This is a genomic window from Dermabacter vaginalis (genome assembly GCF_001678905.1).
Lineage (GTDB): Bacteria > Actinomycetota > Actinomycetes > Actinomycetales > Dermabacteraceae > Dermabacter > Dermabacter vaginalis.
This window is the reverse complement of record NZ_CP012117.1, coordinates 878,617-898,663: the sequence shown is the minus strand read 5'-3', so window position 1 is coordinate 898,663 and position 20,047 is coordinate 878,617. Positions and strand designations below refer to the sequence as shown.

Annotated in this window: 17 protein-coding genes; 12 read left to right on the top strand and 5 right to left on the bottom strand. The window is 64.2% G+C overall.

What is annotated here, in order from left to right:
• Positions 1-16 precede the first annotated feature (16 nt).
• The 8 genes from DAD186_RS03785 (at position 17) to DAD186_RS03750 (ending at position 9,590) form a co-directional block, all read left to right on the top strand.
• Positions 17-1,321 carry a sugar ABC transporter substrate-binding protein gene (locus DAD186_RS03785; RefSeq protein ID WP_065247563.1) on the top strand — a complete coding sequence of 435 codons (1,305 nt, stop codon included), beginning with the start codon at positions 17-19 and terminating at the stop codon, positions 1,319-1,321.
• 89 nt (positions 1,322-1,410) lie between these two features.
• Positions 1,411-2,379, top strand: coding sequence for a carbohydrate ABC transporter permease (locus DAD186_RS03780; RefSeq protein ID WP_065247562.1), 969 nt, complete (start codon positions 1,411-1,413; stop codon positions 2,377-2,379).
• A 65-nt stretch (positions 2,380-2,444) separates the two neighbouring features.
• Positions 2,445-3,245, top strand: a complete 801-nt coding sequence (locus DAD186_RS03775; RefSeq protein ID WP_070460129.1) for a carbohydrate ABC transporter permease — start codon at positions 2,445-2,447, stop codon at positions 3,243-3,245.
• Between the two features lie 9 nt (positions 3,246-3,254).
• Complete coding sequence (locus DAD186_RS03770; protein WP_065247560.1) at positions 3,255-4,754, top strand: glycoside hydrolase family 3 N-terminal domain-containing protein; 1,500 nt, start codon at positions 3,255-3,257, stop codon at positions 4,752-4,754.
• Positions 4,751-5,974, top strand: a complete 1,224-nt coding sequence (locus DAD186_RS03765; RefSeq protein ID WP_065247559.1) for an anhydro-N-acetylmuramic acid kinase — start codon at positions 4,751-4,753, stop codon at positions 5,972-5,974. The genes DAD186_RS03770 and DAD186_RS03765 overlap by 4 nt, the downstream gene beginning before the upstream one ends.
• Positions 5,967-6,965 (top strand): N-acetylmuramic acid 6-phosphate etherase, encoded by a 999-nt coding sequence (gene murQ / locus DAD186_RS03760; protein WP_065247558.1) that lies wholly within the window; start codon positions 5,967-5,969, stop codon positions 6,963-6,965. Before DAD186_RS03765 ends, murQ begins: the two co-directional genes overlap by 8 nt.
• Before the next feature lie 10 nt (positions 6,966-6,975).
• Positions 6,976-7,887, top strand: coding sequence for a MurR/RpiR family transcriptional regulator (locus DAD186_RS03755; protein ID WP_065247557.1), 912 nt, complete (start codon positions 6,976-6,978; stop codon positions 7,885-7,887).
• A 122-nt stretch (positions 7,888-8,009) separates the two neighbouring features.
• Positions 8,010-9,590: a glycoside hydrolase family 10-like protein gene (locus DAD186_RS03750; protein WP_065247556.1), complete on the top strand. Its 1,581-nt coding sequence runs from the start codon at positions 8,010-8,012 to the stop codon at positions 9,588-9,590.
• Between the two features lie 96 nt (positions 9,591-9,686).
• On the opposite strand, the gene DAD186_RS03745 is transcribed toward DAD186_RS03750, so the two are convergent.
• From DAD186_RS03745 to DAD186_RS03725, 5 genes are read right to left on the bottom strand one after another with little or no spacing between them, the layout of a single operon-like run.
• Complete coding sequence (locus tag DAD186_RS03745) at positions 9,687-10,655, bottom strand: isoaspartyl peptidase/L-asparaginase family protein (protein ID WP_082991065.1); 969 nt, start codon at positions 10,653-10,655, stop codon at positions 9,687-9,689.
• Positions 10,656-10,676: 21 nt separating this feature from the next.
• Positions 10,677-11,177: a GNAT family N-acetyltransferase gene (locus DAD186_RS03740; RefSeq protein ID WP_082991064.1), complete on the bottom strand. Its 501-nt coding sequence runs from the start codon at positions 11,175-11,177 to the stop codon at positions 10,677-10,679.
• A 1-nt stretch (position 11,178) separates the two neighbouring features.
• On the bottom strand, positions 11,179-12,186 hold the full coding sequence (locus DAD186_RS03735; RefSeq protein WP_065247555.1) for an Fpg/Nei family DNA glycosylase: 1,008 nt from the start codon (positions 12,184-12,186) through the stop codon (positions 11,179-11,181).
• 17 nt (positions 12,187-12,203) lie between these two features.
• Positions 12,204-12,668 carry a ribose-5-phosphate isomerase gene (locus DAD186_RS03730; RefSeq protein WP_055089617.1) on the bottom strand — a complete coding sequence of 155 codons (465 nt, stop codon included), beginning with the start codon at positions 12,666-12,668 and terminating at the stop codon, positions 12,204-12,206.
• Positions 12,669-12,706: 38 nt separating this feature from the next.
• On the bottom strand, positions 12,707-13,327 hold the full coding sequence (locus tag DAD186_RS03725; protein WP_065247554.1) for a mycothiol-dependent nitroreductase Rv2466c family protein: 621 nt from the start codon (positions 13,325-13,327) through the stop codon (positions 12,707-12,709).
• 109 nt (positions 13,328-13,436) lie between these two features.
• Here DAD186_RS03725 and DAD186_RS03720 point away from each other — a divergent pair, with 109 nt between their 5' ends.
• From DAD186_RS03720 to nagE, 4 genes are all read left to right on the top strand, one after another.
• Complete coding sequence (locus DAD186_RS03720; RefSeq protein WP_236886283.1) at positions 13,437-15,215, top strand: ABC transporter transmembrane domain-containing protein; 1,779 nt, start codon at positions 13,437-13,439, stop codon at positions 15,213-15,215.
• Positions 15,212-17,059, top strand: coding sequence for an ABC transporter ATP-binding protein (locus tag DAD186_RS03715; RefSeq protein WP_082991063.1), 1,848 nt, complete (start codon positions 15,212-15,214; stop codon positions 17,057-17,059). Before DAD186_RS03720 ends, DAD186_RS03715 begins: the two co-directional genes overlap by 4 nt.
• A 210-nt stretch (positions 17,060-17,269) precedes the next feature.
• On the top strand, positions 17,270-17,932 hold the full coding sequence (locus DAD186_RS03710) for a ribonuclease FAU-1 family protein (RefSeq protein WP_065247553.1): 663 nt from the start codon (positions 17,270-17,272) through the stop codon (positions 17,930-17,932).
• A 104-nt stretch (positions 17,933-18,036) separates the two neighbouring features.
• Positions 18,037-20,022, top strand: coding sequence for an N-acetylglucosamine-specific PTS transporter subunit IIBC (gene nagE / locus DAD186_RS03705; protein WP_065247552.1), 1,986 nt, complete (start codon positions 18,037-18,039; stop codon positions 20,020-20,022).
• The last annotated feature ends 25 nt before the right edge of the window (positions 20,023-20,047 follow it).

Genomic DNA, 20,047 nt, shown 5'->3' with positions numbered 1-20,047 from the left:
GCTCAAAGGAGACACTATGATCACCCGCAGGAACCTCATCGCCACCGGCGCACTCGGCGCCGCCACCGTCGGCCTCGCCGCGTGCGGAAAATCAGGCGATTCCTCCTCCAACCCCACCGACAAAGCCGCCAACGACGGCAAGACCATCACCCTGTGGATCATGGAGGGCACGAACGCCAAGACCGATGAATACGTCAAGGCCCTCCAGGAGGAGTTCACCAACCACACGGGCGCCACGCTCAAGGTGGAGGTCCAGCCCTGGGATGGTGCTCACGACAAGTTCGTCACCGCCATGGCGGGCGGCACCGGCCCCGACGTCGCCGAGATCGGCACGACCTGGACACCCGAGTTCGCCGATGCCGGCGGCCTCGATGACCTCACCGAAGACGTGAAAAACGCCGGAATCGACTCCGACCTCGTCGACGCCCTCAAGGAAGCCGGCACGCTCGATGGCAAGCTGTACGGCATGCCGTGGTACGCGGGTATCCGCTCGATCCTCGCGAACAAGGACATCCTCGAAGCGGCGGGCGTGAATTCGCAACCGCAATCATGGGACGACCTCCTCGCCATGATCGAAACCCTCAAGGCTAAGAACCCCGACGTCATCCCATTCCCCGTCAACGGCGGATCCCCCTTCGCGCTCCTCCCCTTCATCTGGGGAGCAGGCGGCGACATCGCCGAAGGCTCCGGCAAAGACTGGAAGGCCACGATCAACGAAGCGCCAGCGGTCGAGGGCCTCGCGTGGTACACCGATCTCGCCCTCAAGCATGGTGCCTCGACCGAAGCCGCCTCGACCTGGAAGGAAACCGATTCCCTCAAGCAGTTCCAGGAGGGCAAGGTCGCCATGTTCATTACCGGTTCGTGGGTGCCCGCGACCGTGAAGGCAAGCGACGAAGAACTGTTCAACAAACTCACGGCCTTCACCATCCCCGCCAAGGACTCGGCGATCGCCGCGAGCTTCGTGGGCGGTTCCCACCTGTGCCGGTTCCTGGACTCCGAGGAGCCCGAGCTTGCCTTTGAACTCATCAAGCTCATGACAACCGGCGAATTCGCGACTCGGTGGAGCGAAGAGACGAACTTCTTCCCCGGCACGAAGTCAGCGCTCGACGACACCATCAAGAACGGCACCGACCTCACGAAGGTCTTTGCTTCGCAGATGACAGAAGCGGGGAAGTCGGTTCCCGTCACCCCGATGTGGGGCCAGATCGAGGGCAAGAAGACCCTCCCGAACCTGCTGAGCAACGTGCTCGCCGGTGGCCAGGCTCCGCAGGCTGCTGCTGATGCTGCCGCTAAGGAAATGGACGGAATCTTCGGCGCCTAAGCCATTTTTTCGTTCACCGACCATCGCTCGGGGCCCACTTTCTGAGGGCCGGGCCCCGAGCCTCCAGCTCACGTTCGAAAGCTTCCTCGATGACCACCTTGAACGACACTCACGAGAGTGCGCTGCCCCCGGCGGACACGAGCCGCTCGTCACGACTTTTGATGTGGGCGCGCCGACACTTGCCGCCGTGGCTACTCCTCGCGCCCGGGCTCCTCACGCTCGCGGTCCTGCTGATCTTCCCCCTGTTTCGAGTAGTCGACCTCTCGCTTCAGGACTACGGCCTGCGGAACCTTCTGAAGGGCACCACCAACTACGTGGGCTTCGCCAACTATTCGGCAATTCTCAGCGACCCGCATCTGTGGACAACCGTGCTTCCCAACACCGTCGGATTTGCGGCCGTGTGCGTGGTGCTCACGATGCTCGTGGGCGTTGCCGTTGCGCTGTTTCTCAATACGCTTTCGCTTACGTGGCGCAACATCTGCATCGGCGCGATCATGGTCGCGTGGGCCGTTCCCGCGCTTACCGGCACCTATGTGTTTGTGTGGCTGTTCGATCCCACGAGCGGGTTCGTGGCGAGCGTGCTCGATAGTCTCGGGCTGTTCACGCCGGGCAGCATGAACTGGTGGGATTCGCGCTTGGCGTTCTATTCAATCGCGGCGCTCAACGTCGTGTACCACGGCTTTCCCTTTATCGCCGTGACGACCCTCGCCGGGCTCCTCACGATCCCGGAGTCCCTGTATGAGGCCGCGAAGGTCGATGGCGCGAGTGCGTTCAAGCGCTTCACGAACGTCACCATCCCGATGATCCGGCCGATCCTCGCCGTGTGCATCATCTTGTCGACGATCTGGGATTTCAAGGTCTTCACGCAGATCTATCTCATGCCCGGCGGCGATGGGTCGAACAGGCACATGATGAACCTCGGCGTGTGGTCCTACACCGAGTCGTTTGGGCAAGGAAAATACGGCATGGGCTCTGCTATCGCGGTGCTTCTCACTCTCGTCCTTCTCGCGATCTCCGTGGTCTACATGCGTGCACTCATGAAGGAGGATGAACTGTGAGTACATCAACCTCGAGCGTTACCCCGCCCGCAGAAAATAAGAAAAACCCGCTTCGCCCCGCAAATATCGCGAAGGCTCTCGGCATCGCCCTTCTGCTCCTCTACGCGCTCTTCCCGTTTTACTGGATGCTCACGACCGCTGTGGACACACACGCGAACTCTCGCGGCGCGGGTATTTTGCCTTCGGGCTTCACTCTCGATCACTTTAAAACCGTCCTGATCGACGCGAACTTCTTCGAATACATCAAAGTCTCGCTCATCGTCGCGGCCGGCACCGTGCTCCTGTCCGGCGCAATCGCGCTGTTCGCGGCGATCGGCGTCGCTCGCTACCGCTTCCGCCTTCGCACCGTCGTGCTCGTGCTCGTGCTCATGGTGCAGATGGTGCCGCTCGAGGCTCTCGTGATCCCACTGTTCCTTCAGGCGCGCACCCTCAACATGCTCAACTCGCTCCTCGGCCTCGTGATCGTCTATCTCGCCTTCTCGCTTCCGTTCGCGATTTGGAACCTCAAGGGCTTCGTCGCCGCGGTCCCGAAGGAGCTCGAGGAAGCTGCCTACATCGATGGCGCCGGATGGTTCCGGATGTTCTTCTCGATTCTCCTGCCGCTCGTCGCCCCCGGTCTCGTTGCCACGAGCGTGTTTGCGTTCATCACTGCGTGGAACGAGTTCATTTTTGCCCTCACGTTTATGACGGACTCGTCGAAGTACACGGTGGGCGTTGGTTTGCGGACGTTCTTCACGCAGAACACGGCCGATTGGGGGCCGATCATGGCCGCCTCGACCATCATCGCGCTTCCCGTGGTGATCTTCTTCGTCCTGGTCCAGCGCCAGCTGTCGTCGGGGCTCACGGCAGGCGCGGTCAAAGGGTAGAAGGTGACCATGTCCCAGTCTCGTTTTGATGCCGATGCTCTCGCACCGCTTCTCGCGTCTTTTCCCGGCACTGACGTCCCGCCGTGGCTCGCGCAGGCGCTCGAAGCCGGACTCGGCGGTGTGTGCCTGTTCGGGTACAACACGCCGAATGCGCGCGAGGCCCAAAGGCTCATCGCCCAGGTGCGTGAGGCGAGTCGCACCGAGCCGGTCGTCACGATCGACGAAGAGGGCGGCGACGTCACTCGCCTCTATGCGGCGCGCGGCGGCGCGTTCCCCGCAGCGCGTGGTTTCGGGGACATCGACGATCCCGAGCTTTCGCGCGAGTACGGCGAGGCCATCGGGCGGGTTCTCGCCGCGATTGGCGTGAACATGAATTTCGCCCCCGTCGCAGATGTCAACACGAACCCTTCCAATCCCGTGATCGGTGCGCGCAGTTTCGGCACGGCGCCGGAGCGGGTCGCGCGGCATGCGCGGGCGGTCTGCGAGGGCCTTTCGCGCGCGGGAGTGCTGAGCTGTGCGAAGCATTTTCCCGGGCACGGGGACACGGCGGTTGATTCGCACGTGGGTCTTCCGACGGTTGCCCTGTCGCGCGAGGACGCCCTCGCCCAGCATGTCGCGGCCTTCCGCGCGCTCGGCAGCGCGCCCGATGCCGTCATGACAGCCCACATACGTGTGCCGTCTCTCGGGGATGGGCCCGCGACGATTGCCCCGTGGTCGTATGCTCTCGCTGCGCAGACCAATCCCGATGCGCTCGTTGTGACCGATGCTCTCGACATGGGGGCGATGACCGCATCGGTGTGCTACGCGGAGGCGGCCGTGCGGGCGCTCGACGCGGGCGCGCACCTGCTGTGTCTTGGGACGTCGATCCGCCGCGATGGCGAAAACATGCTTGTGGAGGCCCACGACGCAATCGCTGAGGCCCTTCGTTCGGGGAGGCTTAATCGCGATGAGCTGCGCTCGCGCGCTGAGCGCGTGCGCGCGACACTCGCGGGCCGCACAACTGCGTCGGAATGCACCGTGCAGGCGCTCGAGAGTGCGGAGGCTCATCTCGAGGCAGGTGGTGAGCGTGCCTCTCGACGTGCGGTGCGGTGGGCACGCGGATCGTCGCCTGTTGCGCGCCACGTTTCGACCGCCGCCATCGTCGATGCGCGTTTCGCGCACGATTACGCGGCAGGTAAAGGGCGCACCTTCCTCGCGCCGGTACTCGAGCATCGAGGTATTCGTCTTCTGCCCGCAGACCCGCCGCCGGGCTACGAAAGCCCGCAGGTGACGTTCGTGCTCACGCGGCTTGGCTCGGCGAGTGACGCGGAAACGGCTCGTCTCGAACAGGCCGCCGCTCACGCACACGAGTTGGGCTCGCGCCTGCTCGTCCTTCACACGGGAGTTCCGGAAACGGCACCGCTCCCCCACACGCTCTCATCGCCCGCAGCCGTTCTTCTCACCTATGGCGCGAGCCGGGGCGTCATGAACGCCGCAGCCGATCTCGCTCTGGGAGAGGTCGCACGATGAGGATCCTCGGTCTCATGACGGGCACGTCGGTTGATTCGGCCGACTTCGCCCTCGTCGATTTCTCCCGCGAAGGCGACGTGCTTCGCGCGCGTATCGAAAGTTCGGGCGAGCACCCGTGGCCCGAAGCGCTTCGCGGCCGCGTCCTCGAGGCCGTGACCAGCGCGAGTGTTCCCTCGCTCGCGGAGCTCACACTGCTCGATGCGCACGTCGGCGAGTTCCTCGCTGACGTCGTCACACGCGTGCTCGACGATGCCCGCGACCTCGGGGACGACACACCACTCGATCTTGTCGTCTCGCCCGGGCAAACGCTCTTTCACAACGTCGAGGGCGGGCGCACCCTCGCGACCCTCGCCATTGGGGATGCCTCCCGTATCCACGCCGCCACCGGGATTGCGGCGCTGAGCACCGTTCGCAGCGCCGACATCGCCCGTGGCGGGACCGGCGCGCCACTCGCCCCACTCCTCGACCAACTCCTGCTCGGCCCCGATGGCGGATGCGCGGTGAACATCGGTGGGATAGCCAATGCGACGCTGTGCACCCCGGCAGCCGTCGGACCAACCGCTCCCCCGCTCGTGCGCGCGGGCGACACGGGCCCCGGTAACGGGCTCATCGACGCGGCCTCCGCCCTTCGCACGGGAACGGCGTGCGATACGGATGGCGCCCGAGCCGCCGCCGGACGCGTGGACGACACGCTTCTTTCAGCGCTGCTCGCCGACCCTTACTTCGCACTTCCCTTTCCAAAATCCACGGGCAGGGAGTACTTTTCGCCGGCGTGGCTCGCCGCCCGCGCCCACGAGGCGGGCATCGACCTGGACGCGCTCAGCACAGAGGATCTGCTCGCGACGCTCACGGAACTCACTGCCCGCACTCTCGCCGATGCGCTCAAGGCCGAACTGGGGCACGAGCCTCGCACTCGCCTTCACGTGACCGGCGGCGGCGCCCACAACCCGACCCTCATGGCCCGCATCGAAGCCCTCCTACCTGCATGCACGGTGACGACAGGTCCGCTTGGCGGCCTCGACCCCGACATCAAAGAAGCGTTCCTCATGGCCCTGATCGGCTACTACTCTGCGCACGGCCTGCCCGGTGCGCTGATCGATGCCACCGGCGCGAAAGAGCCCGCTGTGCTCGGTCAACTCACCCCGCCGCACGCCCTGCGCACCGTCCCGATATCGACAACCACACCCCGCCAACTTCTCGTGGAGGATTCCCGTGACTGATTCACATGGCCCGCTCACGCCGCTTGTCCAAGTGCATTCGCCCACCGAGGAGCGCAATCCCCGCTCTCGCGATATCGACACGCTCGCATCCGCACAGGTCGTCGAGCGCATCCTCGCGGAAGATGCCACGGTCGTCGCGGCCGTGCAAGCGCTGACGCACGAGATCGCGCGTTTGACCGACCTCTGCGTGGACGCCCTCACGAATGGGGGCCGCGTGCACTACGTGGGAGCAGGGACCTCGGGTCGTCTCGGTGTTCTTGACGCGGTCGAGCTCCTTCCCACCTACAACGCAGGCTCCGATATGTTCGTCGCGCATCTGGCCGGCGGCGATGGGGCAATGATGAAAGCTGTCGAGGGCGCCGAAGATAGCGAAGAGCTTGGCGCGAGTGTGGTTGCGGACCACGCGGGTGAGCACGACGTCATCGTGGGGCTTGCCGCGAGTGGCCGAACCCCGTACGTGAAGGGTGCGCTTGCGGCTGCCCGCGAGCGCGGGCTCGCAACGGCGCTCGTGAGCGCAAACCCGAACGCACCGCTCGCGGCGCTTGCCGATGTCCCGCTTCTCGTGAACACTGGCCCCGAGGTTGTCACGGGGTCGACCCGCATGAAAGCTGCGACCGCGCAAAAGGTGCTCCTCAACGCCCTGTCGACGTCGGTGATGGTGCGTCTCGGCAAGACGTTCGAGAATCTCATGATTGACGTGCGGGCCACTAACGAGAAGCTCGTCGCTCGTACCGTGAGGATCGTGCGTGAGGCAACCGGCGTGAGCGAAGAGGAGGCGCGTGCGGCGCTCGAGGCAACGGGCCACAATCTGCGTGCCGCTCTTGTCCTCGTGCTTGCCGGTGCTCCGCTCGAGCAGGCCCCGGAGGCCCTCGAGACTCTCGCGCAGTTCCCGCCTTCTGCCAAGCGCCCGGGGGACGCCTCGGGGATTCGTTCGGCAAGCGAAGCCTTGCGCGCCCGCGTGAGCTCTCCGACGGCCGCCGAGGAACGATAGGCACCCCACCATGACAAGCGAAGGCTCCCAGCGCCCACCGGCACGCGTCCTCGATGCTCTCGAGGATGCCGCGACGAGCGAGTCGCGTACGCTCGCGCGCGCGAGCCGCTACCTTCTGGATCATCCCGATGAGGCCCTCACCCAGCCGATCGCCGAGATTGCCGCGGCCTCTCGCACGTCGCCGGCGAGCATCGTTCGGCTCGCCACGAGCCTCGGCTTCAGCGGCTTTAGGGAGTTGAGGGCCGCGTTCCGTGAAGACCTGGCGTTTTCACGCGGGCGGGCGACGACGATTGCGGGGGGCGATGAGCATGCCGCGAGCACGCTTGCTGCCGATATCGATCCGCAGGATTCACTCGAAGCCGTCGTCAAGAAAGTGGCGTTTGCCGATTCGCGCGCGGTTGCCGATACCGCCGATGCCGTGAGCATCAGCGAACTCGAGCGTGCGCGGACGCTGTGCACGAAAGCCCGCCAGGTGGTCACGTTCGGTGTGGGAGCCTCGGCGTTTGCGGCGATGGACCTCGAACAAAAGCTCGCCCGCATCGGTATGCGCGCCACAAGCTATGTGGATGCCCACCAGGCCCTGCCTGCGGCGTCGCTCATGGGCGACGGCGATGTCGCGGTCGGGATTTCGCACTCCGGCGAAACGCTGGACATTCTCGATTCTCTTGCGATTGCGCAGGATGCGGGGGCGGCGACGATCGCGATGACGAATGCACCGTCGAGCGAGATCGCCCGCCTTGCGGATATCACTCTGCTCACCCACGCCCACGAGTCGGAGCTTCGCTCAGGGGCGACGGCTTCAAGGATTGCGCAGCTCACCGTCGTAGATTTCCTCTTTGTCGCCATCGCGCAAACGCGCATGGACGAGGCTCACGAGGCGCTCGCGCGCACCTATTCCGCGGTTTCGGCGAGGAGGCGGTAACCCACACCACCGGCGCTTCATCCCTTCCACTTTCAGGGTGGGGAATACTGCAGGTCAGGGCCCGCATTCGGCACTTAACGTCGTTTCTCCACCGTCACGAGCATCTCAACGAGGAGACCTTCATGACTCATCTTTCACGCCGTTCATTCGTGACCCTCTCCGGCGCCGCCAGCGCGGGCGCCTTCGCCGTCGCGATCGGTGCGGTCCCGGCCGTCGCATCGCCTTCACCGCAGGAGCCGAGCGCCTCCGACGCAGCCGTGGCCCCACGCGCACGCGAGTTTCGCGCGATGTGGATCGCCTCCACCGACAATATCGACTACCCGAGCCGCACCGGCCTCAGCGTCGAGGACTCCAAAGCGGAATTCCTCGCCTGGCTTGACCTGGCGAAAGAACTCAACCTCAACGCGGTGATTTCGCAAATTCGCCCGGCTGCCGATGCCTTCTGGCCCTCGCCGTATGAACCGTGGTCGCAGTTCCTCACGGGCGAACAGGGCAAGGACCCGGGATTTGATCCCCTCGCATTCCAGATCGAGGAGGCCCACAAGCGCAACCTCGAATTCCACGCGTGGTACAACCCCTTCCGGGTGTCGATGACCGAATCCGTCGACCACCTCGTCCCCGACCATCCAGCGCTCGTGAACGAGGAGTGGGCATGGGCGTACGGCACGAAGACCTATTTCGATCCGGGCATCCCAGAGGTTCGCGAGCACTCGCTACGCGCGATCATGCACTCGGTCGAGCACTACGACATCGATGCGGTCCACTTCGACGACTACTTCTATCCGTACAAGGTTGAAGGCAAGGACTACCCGGACCAGGCGACCTATGAGCGCTACTCGGATGGCACGTCCTCGCGTGATGACTGGCGCCGTGAGAACATCACGATCTTTATCCGCGAGATGCGAGAGAGGATCCGCTCGTGCAAGCCGTGGGTGAAGTTCGGTATCAGCCCGTTCGGCATTTGGCGCAACGACACGAGCGATCCCGCCGGTTCTGCCACGAGCGGGTCGGAGAGCTACGAGATCATTTGCGCGGATTCGCGCGCGTGGGTCAAGGATGGCCTCGTCGACTACATCAATCCTCAGATCTACTGGCCGATCGGGCTTGAGGTCGCCGACTACGCGGCGCTCGTTCCCTGGTGGAACGATGTCGTCGAAGGCACCGATGTCGCACTCTACATCGGCCAAGCGATGTACAAGCAGGCCTCGGGCGCAATCGAGGATCCGGAAGAGATGGCACGCCACCTCGACTTCAATCGAGACTACCCGCGTGTCGAGGGCGATGTGTACTTCTCGGCGAAGTCAGTGCGGGATGAGCGAGACGGTGCGATGGGCGAGGTTGTTCGCCGCCACTACACACATCCCGCGATCGTGCCTGTCATCGCTCACATGGGCGGGGCCGCGCCGCGCACGCCAAACGGCCTCAAGGTGCGCTGCTCGCGCGGCAACGCCGTGGTCGAGTTCAATCGCCACCCTCATTCTGAGGCGACGAGTTTCGCGATCTACCGGGTCTCGGGTGCGCGATTCGATCCCGCCGAACTCGCAGATGGCCGCAACCTTCTCGCGTGTGTGCGCGCCGATGAGCAAGTCGTGCGCCAGAGCGTTCACGTTGAGGGGGTCGCGGGCGGTGAGTGGATCGTCGTGACGGCGCTCGACCGCCTGTGGAATGAATCCGCGCCGTCGAAGGCCACTCGCGCGCGCTAGACGGAATCACTGGTTGAGGATGCAGAAAACGGGCACATCGCGTCGTTTTCTGCACCCTCACCGTTTAAGGTGTGCGACGAAGGGCGAGACTCTTGACTAGAGGTGGACGCACACCTCGGCCCCGTCGCGGTACGCCGAAAACATCATGGGCGAGTTATAAGCGATGACCATTTCCCCGGTGGGCAGCACTGCGATGAGGCCGCCGCTCGAGCCCTTCTCGGTGAGGGTCTCCTCGATGGTGGCCGCGACGGCGGTGGGAAGGTCGCAGGTCGCATACCTCATGCGCGCGGCAACGTCGTAGGCCACAACGCCGCGGAGGAAGGCCTCGCCCTCCCCCGTGCATGACAGTGCCGCGAGTCCGTCGCGCGCGTACGTGCCGGCCCCGATCACGGGAGTGTCCCCGATGCGGCCCACATCCTGCGCGCTGATTCCTCCCGTCGAGGTGGCGGCGGCGAGGTGGCCGTTCGTATCAAGGGCCACGGCTCCGACGGTGCCGTGCCTTGGGCCGCTCTCTTTCTTGTCGAGCAGCCGTCGCAGCTGTGCGAGGCGCCGCTCGGTCACAAACCACGCGCGGTCCGCAACCTCGAGGTCCCAGTCACGCACAAGGTCGGCGGGCGGATCGACGATCATCACGTGGTCGGTGCGTTCCATGACGGCGCGCGCCGCACGCACGGGGCTCTTGGCATGCCGACTCGCGAGAACCGCGCCGGCGAGGCCGCTAGCCCCGTCCATGACCGAGGCATCGAGTTCGGCGCGCCCGTCTTTCGCGAGCGCCGCACCACGACCCGCGTTGAACAGGGGGTTCTCCTCGAGCGATTGCACAGCAGCGCAGCACGCCTCGAGTGCGCTCCTGCCAGCGGCGAGAATCGATTCGCCTGCCGCGTGCGCCTCGCGCATACCGCTCTCGTAGTCGGCCTGTTCGCCGAGCTCGAGGATGCGACCGCCGGCACCGCCGTGAATCGCGAGTGCCCACGGCTCGGCGCTCGCCCGGTGGAGCGTAAGGGTGGCTGGTGGCTGGACGTTCTCTTCGCCGGCCGCGCGCGCGGCAGACACATTGGTGCTCATCGTCGCTCCTCCTGGAAACATCTACGGGTGGTGGTACTCCATCGTGTAATGCGCGATCCCGGCCTCGTCGAACTCGTCGCTCACGGTCACGTAACCGAGCGATTCGTACCAATCTTTGAGGTAGGACTGCCCGTGGATCACGATTTTCTGGGTGCTCTCGCGTTCCTTACACAGGTCGATCGCCGCGGCCATGAGGGCGCCGCCGTAACCGCCGCGTCGGGCGCTCTTCGCGCACGCGAGACGGCCGATTCTCATGCAGCCCTCTCCGGGGAACACGCGGATCGTACCGATCACCTCGCCGTCTTTTTCCCACCACACGGTGATGGTGGAATCCTCGCGGTCGAGCCCGTCGAGCTCTTGCTCGCTCGATACCCCCTGCTCAATGATGAACACGTCCTGGCGGAGCATGCACAGCGAGTACACGATCTCGGGATCCATGAAACTGAGGTGGGAGGCTTTAAGTTGGGCTCCGTCGGGCCTCGTGGCAAGGATCCGCATCTCGTATTTGGGGTGTCGTGTCATCTCATTCACCCTCCCGAGTGTAGGCCCAGCTCGCCGCGCTGTTCGCCTCTGTCCAGCCGGCTTTCCGCACGCGACGCTTTTGGCAGCGGGGGCACCAGTAGAGCGCGCGCCCGGCAAGGTCGGCATCGCGTATGTTCGCTTCGCACACGCGACACGGGAAACCCTGGCGGTGATACACGTAAAACGACTCCTCGCGCGGAACACTCGCGGGGTCATCGTCCCCGTTTTGATACACGGGAACCGTGCGTTCGTTGAGTTCGCGATGGATTTTTCGATGCTCGGGCTGAGTCGTGACGATGCGGCCCGTGCGCTCGCCGTAGGCCATGAGCGGCACCAGATCCTCCCACAGGGCCTGAATCAGCGGCACGGTGAGCTCATTGCCGGGCACGTAAGGGTCGAGCCGCGCGCGAAACAGGAGCTCGGCACGGTAGATATTGCCGATGCCCGCACACACGCGCTGATCCATGAGAAGCTGACCGATGCTTTGGCGTGATTTCTTAATGCGTCGCACAAACTCACGCGGATCGGCGTCCCGGCGAAGGGGATCTGGTCCAAGCCGTTCGAGAACCGCCTCGCGCTCGGCAACGTCGATCACACGACATTGGTTGGGGCCGGTCAGGTCAGCAAGTCCCTCTGCCCCGCGGATGCGGAGCCTGACGTTGACGCCGGGCACAATTGAGGCCCAGGTGCCGTCGGACCCCACCTCAAGCTCCCTGCGAGGCGCCCCGATCGCGTGCACCCGGTGGAAACTCTCGCTACCCGCGAAAGTCCATGAGCCATAAAGCCCCAGATGGATATGAATGAACCGAATCGGTTCGGTGTCCCCGTGCGGAGAAAAGCCCATGAACAGGTGCTTTCCCGCTGCCTCGGCGCGCACCATGACCCAACCGTCAAGCTCCGCGGCCCCTTGCTCGAACCGGCCCTGCGGTGAGGAAAGCCGCACCCGGGTTTTCCCGAATGCGGCGTTCATCGCGCGTGCGAGCCGGTGAATTGTGTGCCCCTCGGGCATCACTCACCGCCCTTTCGTTAGCGCTTGGCGTACGTGCCCGTCTTTTCGTATTCGGCGATCTTGGCGATTCGCCGCACGTGGCGTTCGTCGCCCGAGAAGGGCTCGTTGACGAACGTCTCGATGAGGCCAATGAGTTCTTCCTCGCTGTGCTGGCGCGCACCAACGGCGATCACATTCGCGTCGTTGTGCTCACGTGCAAGCTTCGCGGTGGCCTCATTCCACACGAGGGCCGCGCGCACGCCCTTGACCTTGTTTGCGGCGATCTGCTCGCCGTTGCCCGAGCCGCCGATCACGATGCCGAGGCTCCCCGGATCCGCGACCACGGCCTCGCCGCAGTCCGAACAAAACGGCGGGTAGTCATCGAGCGGGTCGACCTCGAACGCACCGTGGTCGATGACCTCGTGGCCCTTGCCCTCAAAGATGGTGATGAGCCGGTTTTTGAGGTCAAAACCGGCATGATCGGTAGCGATGTGAAGGCGCATGAGCAGCCCTTTCTTCTGTAATCGAAATAGAGGAAGCTTCAGGAGAAGTCGAGACCGCCGGTGCGGGCACGTTTGAGTTCGGAGAAGCCACGCACGGTCGTCATCGCGGCGAGACCATCGAGCAAGGCGCCGGCTTCCTCGCCTCGCGGAGCGCGCGTTAAAACGGGACCGAAGTACGCGGTGCCAGAACCGAAAGAGATCACGGGCGTGCCCACATCGTCACCAACCATCTTTTGGACTTTCGCCTGTTCCTCACGCAGCTCAGCCTCGTAGGTGCGGCCTTCCCAATGCTCGAGATACGAGGCGTCGATTCCGGCTTCCTCAAGGGACTCGCGCGCCACCTCAAGGAAGTCGTCGCGGCGGTCCTGGACGTGGAAACGCTCGCCCCAGGCGGTGTACAGCTTCGAGAACGCCTCCTGGCCGAGCTCGCGCTGCACGGCCATGAAGAGGTGTGCGGGGCTCAGGGTCTGGTCAATGAGGGCGCGGTAATTCGGGTCGAGATCGCGGCCCTCGTTGAGCACATACAGCGACATGATGGAGAAGCGCGGGGTGTATTCGGGGCGCTCTTTCACGGCGTGAAGGAGCCAGCGACTCGTGACCCACGCGAACGGGCACGTGGGGTCGATGTAGAGAAGAACGTCTCGTTTCGTGGCGCTCACGTGAAGATCCTTTCGTCGCGAATCATTACCGGGCCATTGTGTCAGACGCCACCGTCCGTTTTCCGAGAAGCGATTGCGACACCTCGTATTTCTTAGTTAACTAATGGGGATGAGCGAAGCGCCCGTGAGCACCGAAAACACCCGCACAAAGAAGCGCGCGAAGCGCCATGCCGCGGAAGCGCACCTCAGCAAAAGCGAGCTGCGCGAGCGGTCCGTCATGCGCGCGATTCTGCGGCGCAATTCCCGCCCACTCACGTGGTTCATGGTGCTCGCGATGGCGAGCGAAGCGATCAATATGGTCATCCCCATCGGGATCGGCCTCGTGATCGATCACGGCATCTTTAAAGCCAATCTGTGGCTCACCGTGGGCGGTGCCGCGGGTCTTGCAGGACTCCTGCTTCTCTCCAACTGGTGCTGGGCGCGATTTTTCGAACCGATCATGGAGATCCGAGCGCGCGAGCAGCACAATCTGCGCCTCGCCGTCACCGCGGCTGCCCTAGACCCCGCGTCCCGACAGATCGATCGCCCCGCAGGGGAAATCCTTTCAATCGCGACCTCGGATGCTGATCGCGCTCCCGATGTCTTCGACATGATGACGGAGGCCGTGCCCGCGTCGATCGCCGTCGTGGGGGCAGGTGTGTGGCTCACGGTCATGAATCCCCTCGTGGGGCTCATCGTTTTTGCGAGCCTCGCCCTGCAGGTGGTGATCTTGCGAGTCGTCACGCCGATCCTCTCCGAAAAGTACGACAACCAGCAGTCACGCGCTGCCGACGCTGCCGCGACCGCGACAGACCTCGTCCACGGACTTCGCGTGCTTCAGGGCCTCGGCGTGCAGACTCGCGCCCGCACCACGTATCGCACTCGGTCACGCACCGCCCTCGATGCCGCGCTCACCAACGCTCGCTTTTCAGGTCTTTCCGACGGCCTCATGCTCTTTACCTCTTCGATCATGATTGCCGCGGTCGTCGTCGCCTCGGGTACGCTCACGCTCGAGGGCGCGATGTCGGTAGGCGTGTTCATCTCGATTGCGGGTCTCGTGCGCAACCTTTCGGGCATGATGGCGGGCCTCGCCGGGGTGCCCGTGTGGTGGGCGAGCTTCTCGACCTCGGCGCGCCGCATCCGCCACCTCCTGAGTGAAATGGGGCGAAGCATCACCGAACCCGCGCTCAATTCTCTCGTCAAGGCCGGCTCGCCCGAGGCCCTTTCGGCACGCACGGAGCCCACTGCTCCCCCACGCCTTCCGGGCCTCGGTGAAATCTCCACCCCTCTTCTCGGCACCGTGCGCGATTCTCAGATCGTCGCACTCGTTCCGGAATCCGCTTCCGACGCCCGCCTCGCCCTCAGCGAACTTTCTTCGCTCGACATTCCGCGCGAAAGCCTCCTTATCGAGCCGCACGCGGTCGACCTTTTCGATGGCACGCTGCGCGAGCAACTCGACACAAAGCGCCCCGCTCCAGGCAATTCACCCGGCACGACGAACGATCCCGATACCTGGGCGCACGCGGCTCTCGAATCCGCAGGTGCAGATGATCTTTTGAGGATCCTGCCCGAGGGGCTCGACACGCGCATCCTTGACCGCGGCGCGAACCTCTCTGGTGGCCAGCGCCAGCGCCTGGCTCTCGCACGCGCACTTGCGGCGGATGTTCCCGTGCTTGTGCTCAACGACCCGACGACCGCGGTCGACGCCGTGACGGAACACAAAATCGCCCAAGGGGTGCGCGAGGCGCGCAAGGTCGAGGACCGCATCACGGTGCTCATCGCGAAGGCTCCGGCGCTTCTCGATCAGGCCGACCGCGTGCTCTTCGTGCGAGGCGGCGAGGTAAGCGCCGAAGGCCCCCACCACGAGCTCATGCACGCCGAGGCATACCGGAAGGTGGTGCAACGATGAGCGAAAACAGCACGCGCACAGCAAACACTGCGAGCGAAGCCGAACGCGACCTGATCGCCTCGATGGAGGCCGAAGGCGACGTGGCGCGCCAGCTTTCGCGCCACGCGGAGCTCCTTCCGATTGCTTCCTTCGGTGAGACCGGCCGATTCGTACTCGGCCGGCTTCGCGACTTCACTCCTCTCGCCCTCGGGATGCTTGCGGCAACCATCATGGCCGCGCTTGCAGGTGCACTCGGCCCGTACTTCATGGGGCGCGCGGTAGACGTGGTCACGACCGGAGGAACTACTCAGGCGCTCTGGACCATCGCCGGAATGCTCGTCGCAGCGGGCGCCGTCCAAGCGCTCGCCTCGGCTCTTTCACGCGCCCTCATCTCGGGACTCGGCCAGCGCCTCCTAGCGGGAATGCGCGAGGATGTGATCGACCGCGCCCTCGATCTGCCCACGCAAACGATGGAGCAGGCGGGCATCGGCGACGCACTCTCGAGAGTCGCCGATGATGTCGATGTGACCGCGAAAGCCGTCAACAACATCGTGCCGTGGCTCGTCACGGTGATCTTCCAAATCACGGTGACGTTCATCGCGCTCGTCATGATCAGCCCGTGGCTTCTCATTCTCGTTGTCGCGATCATTCCCTTTTACGTGTGGGCACTGCGTTTTTACCTGCCGCGTACGAACCGCATTTATCGCGTCGAACGCATTGCAAAGGGCGCGCGTGCACAGGGTCTCCTTGCCGCAATCAATGGCGCCCCGACCGTGCACGCCTACGGCATCGAAGAGCGCGAGACGCGGCACGTTGGTGCGCTCAGCGCCGCCGCCTACGCCCTCGTGTTGAAATTTTTCCGGCTCATCGTCCAGGTCGTGTGGATCATGATGATCCCCGAAACCCTCGCCGTCATTCTTGTGCTGCTCATCGGGTACGCGACCGTCCAAGCGGGGCTCATGCCCGTGGGGCTCGTGGCCTCGGCGTGCATCTACATTGTGACGCTCTTTTGGCCCCTTCAGTCGCTCATCTTCTCCCTTGACGACGTTCAGTCGGCCGCGGCGAGCCTTACGCGCATGGTCGGGGTCATCACCTCCATCGACCCCGCCGCTTCGCCCGGGACCGAAGTGCCGAGGGACGGCTCCATTCGCCTCGAGGGGGTCGCCCACTCGTATCACGAGAACGGCCGGATCGTGCTTGCTCCGATCGATCTATCGATCGAGGAGGGAGAAACGGTCGCACTCGTGGGGGCATCGGGCGCGGGCAAATCGACCCTGGCCTCGATCATGGCGGGGACGCTCACCCCGCGCTGGGGTCGTGTGCTCCACGGCGGAGCCGACCTCGCGCATGCGGACCTCGAGGCCGTGCGCTCTCACGCCTCGATCGTTTCGCAGGACGTCCACGTGTTCCACGGGACTCTCCGCGAAGACCTTCGCCTCGCGAACGCTGAGGCGAGCGATGATGAGCTATGGAGCGCTCTCGCGCGGGTCGGTGCCGAAGAATGGGCGAGACTCCTTCCCAAAGGGCTCGACACCGAGGTCGGTGAAAAGGGGGCGAAACTCACCGCAGAGCAGGGACAGCAGCTCGCTCTCGCCCGGATTGTGCTTCAGGACCCAGCCATTCTCATCATGGATGAAGCCACCGCCGACGAAGGTAGTTCGGGTGCACGCGTGCTCGAACAGGCCGCGATCCAGGTCGCACGCGGTCGCACAACGCTCATCGTGGCGCACCGCCTTTCACAAGCGAAAGAGGCGGATCGAATCCTGGTCATGGCCGACGGCGCGGTTGTGGAATCGGGAAGTCACGAGGAACTTGTCGCGCTCGGCGGGCGCTACGCCGAACTGTGGAATGCCTGGTCTCGCTAAAGGGCAATCCTCGCTTTCGGGCTGAGCGCTCTCGCCTTTCCCTCCGTCAGGTACCGCTCTTTGACGCGCCGTGAAGGATGACACTCGCATAACGTGCTCGCACTCCGGTAGGCTCGAGGCATACTCGTTTCCCCTTCCGGGGCACAAATGACTTCGCGAAAACGGCCCGTCGCGGAGCATCCGGGAGGCTTATGGGGCCACGGAAGAGTCATGAATACCCAGAAGCGTTGGTCCGCCGGGGACCACGTGACCTGGACGTACTACACGCACGCGCACGAGACCATCACCGTGCGGCCGGGAACCGTCGTCATTGATGATGACCGCGGAATCGTCGTGTGGATCGCGCCAGGCACGGAGGTTCTCCTCCCCGTTCTTGAATCGGGCGCCCCGCTCAGGCGCGCCGGCGATGAGGGCATGTTTACTGCCCCCCGCACCCAATCGAAGCAGCTGTGGACAGGCAACGGCATTCTCATGATCGGCCTGCCCGATAAGCCCTACTCGGTGTGGTTGTTCTATAAGGACGATGGCACACTCGGCTGCTACTACGTGAACCTTGAAACCCCCCTCGAGCGCACTGAGGAGGGGGTCCGCTCACGCGATCTCGTTCTCGACCTCGTGGTGCTCCCCCGCCACGACTACCACTACAAGGATGAGGACGAACTTGAGGGCGCCGAGCGAATCGGGTACTTCAGCCACGAGATGACGGAGCAGATTCGCACGTGGGGCCGTGAGGCCGAACGCGATATCGAGGCCTGGGGCTATCCCTTCAATGCGGGCTTCGAATATTTCTTCCCCAACCCCTCATGGGATCTTCCGGAACTTCCCCGGCACTATTCTTGGGACATGGACCTCACGCGTGCACGGCGACGCTGATCTCTGCGTTTTACCAACCCCGTAGTATATTCCTACCTCGGGCGTGACCGCGTCCGCGTTCCTCGCGCAAGGATGCGCACTTTCCCTTGGAGTGATACGTCTTGATGAATTTCTTCCAGCGGCTCGGCAGGTCACTCATGCTGCCGGTCGCCGTACTTCCCGTCGCCTCGATCTTCTCGGGGCTTGGCTACTGGATTGCGGGTGCCACCGGCGACCCCAACAACGTCATCGGTGCGTTCCTCGCTGCGGCGGGCGGCGCGCTGATCGATAACATCCCGCTCCTTTTCGCGATCGGTGTCGCGATCGGCATGCCGAAGAAGGCCGACGGCGTCGCAGCCCTCGCCGGCCTGACCTCGTGGCTCACGGTCACCACTCTCCTCAAACCCGAGACCATCATGAAGTTCCAGGGCCTGAGCGATGTGACGCAGGTCGACCCCGCATTCAGCAAGGTCAATAACGTTTTTGTAGCCCTCATCTGCGGCCTCATCGCAGCGTGGAGCTTCGATAAATTCAAGGACACGAAGCTTCCTGACTTCCTCGCATTTTTCTCGGGTAAGCGCTCGGTGGCGATCATCTCGGCCCTCCTCTCTCTCGTCGCCGCACTCGTGCTCATGTTCGTGTGGCCGCTCGTCTTCGGTGGCCTCGTGGCCTTCGGCGAGTGGATGCTTACGCTCGGCCCGGTCGGTGCCGGTCTCTATGGCTTCTTCAACCGTCTTCTCATTCCGCTCGGCCTCCACCACGCGCTTAACGCCGTGTTCTGGTTCGATATCGCGGGCGTGAACGACCTCAACAACTTCCTCGCAGGCACCGGCACGCGTGGCGTGACAGGTCAGTACATGACCGGGTTCTTCCCGGTCATGATGATGGGTCTTCCCGGCGCCGCGCTCGCGATGTATGTGACCTCAAAGCCGTCGAAGAAGAAGGCCACGGGCGGCATCCTCATTGGCGCCGCGTTCGCGGCGTTCCTCGTGGGCATCACGGAGCCTCTCGAGTTCCTCTTCATGTTCCTTGCGCCGGGGCTCTACCTCATCCACGCGATCTTCATGGGGATCTCGATGGGTGTCACTGCTGCCCTCCCCGTTCGCTCGGGCTTCGGCTTCTCGGGCGGCTTCATCGACCTCGTGCTGCAGTGGGTGAACCCCCTCGCGATGAACCCGTGGGCAATCTTCCTCATGGGCGCAATCTGGTTCGTGATCTACTTCCTCGTGTTCCGTTTCGTGATCCTCAAGTGGGACCTCAAGACCCCGGGCCGCGGTGCCGACGAGGATGAGACCGATGACGAAAGCGACTCTCAGGCCACCGGCGCCGACAAGTACGTCCTCACTGCACACCGTTTTCTCGAGGCGCTCGGCGGCAAGAGCAACATCGACGAGGTCGAGAACTGCGCGACGCGCCTGCGCTTGAGCCTCAACGATGTGTCCCTTGCCGATGAGCAGGCTCTCAAGGCCGCGGGCGCGACTGGCGTCATGAAGCCTGGAGGCAACCTTTATCAGGTGATCTACGGACTCAACGTGCAGTTCGTGAAGGACGCGATGGAGGGCCTCATGGACGGTTCGATTGAACCGCCCGCGCGCGCCGAGGCCGAAAGCATTGCTGATCCGGCACCCGTCGCGAGTACTGAGGGCTCCGCTGCCGCCCCCGCGGCTTCTCCTGCCGCAACTACCGTTGCCGACAAACCCGAGTTTGCGCTCGTGCGCATGCGCCAGCCCCTCGAGGGGGCAATCGTCCCGCTCGAGGATGTTCCCGATTCAACGTTCGCCGAACGGCTTCTCGGTGGCGGCGTCGCGATCGACCCGAGCGGCAACCAGGTCGTGACTCCCGCCGCTGGCGTCGTGTCGCAAGCGTTCCCGACGGGTCACGCCGTGGCGCTCACGCTCGACGACGGCGCCGAGGTCCTCATCCACGTGGGCCTCGACACCGTGAAGATGAACGGCAAGGGCTTCACGGTGCGCGTAAAGAACGGTGATCGCGTCGTCGCGGGCCAGCCTCTTGTGGACTTCGACCGCTCGGCGATCGAAGCGGCGGGCTACAAGGCGATCACGCCCGTCGTGATCCTCGGCCACGCGGATTCACGCATCGAGTTCGTCTAAGCACGCGCCTCAGTACACCATCGTT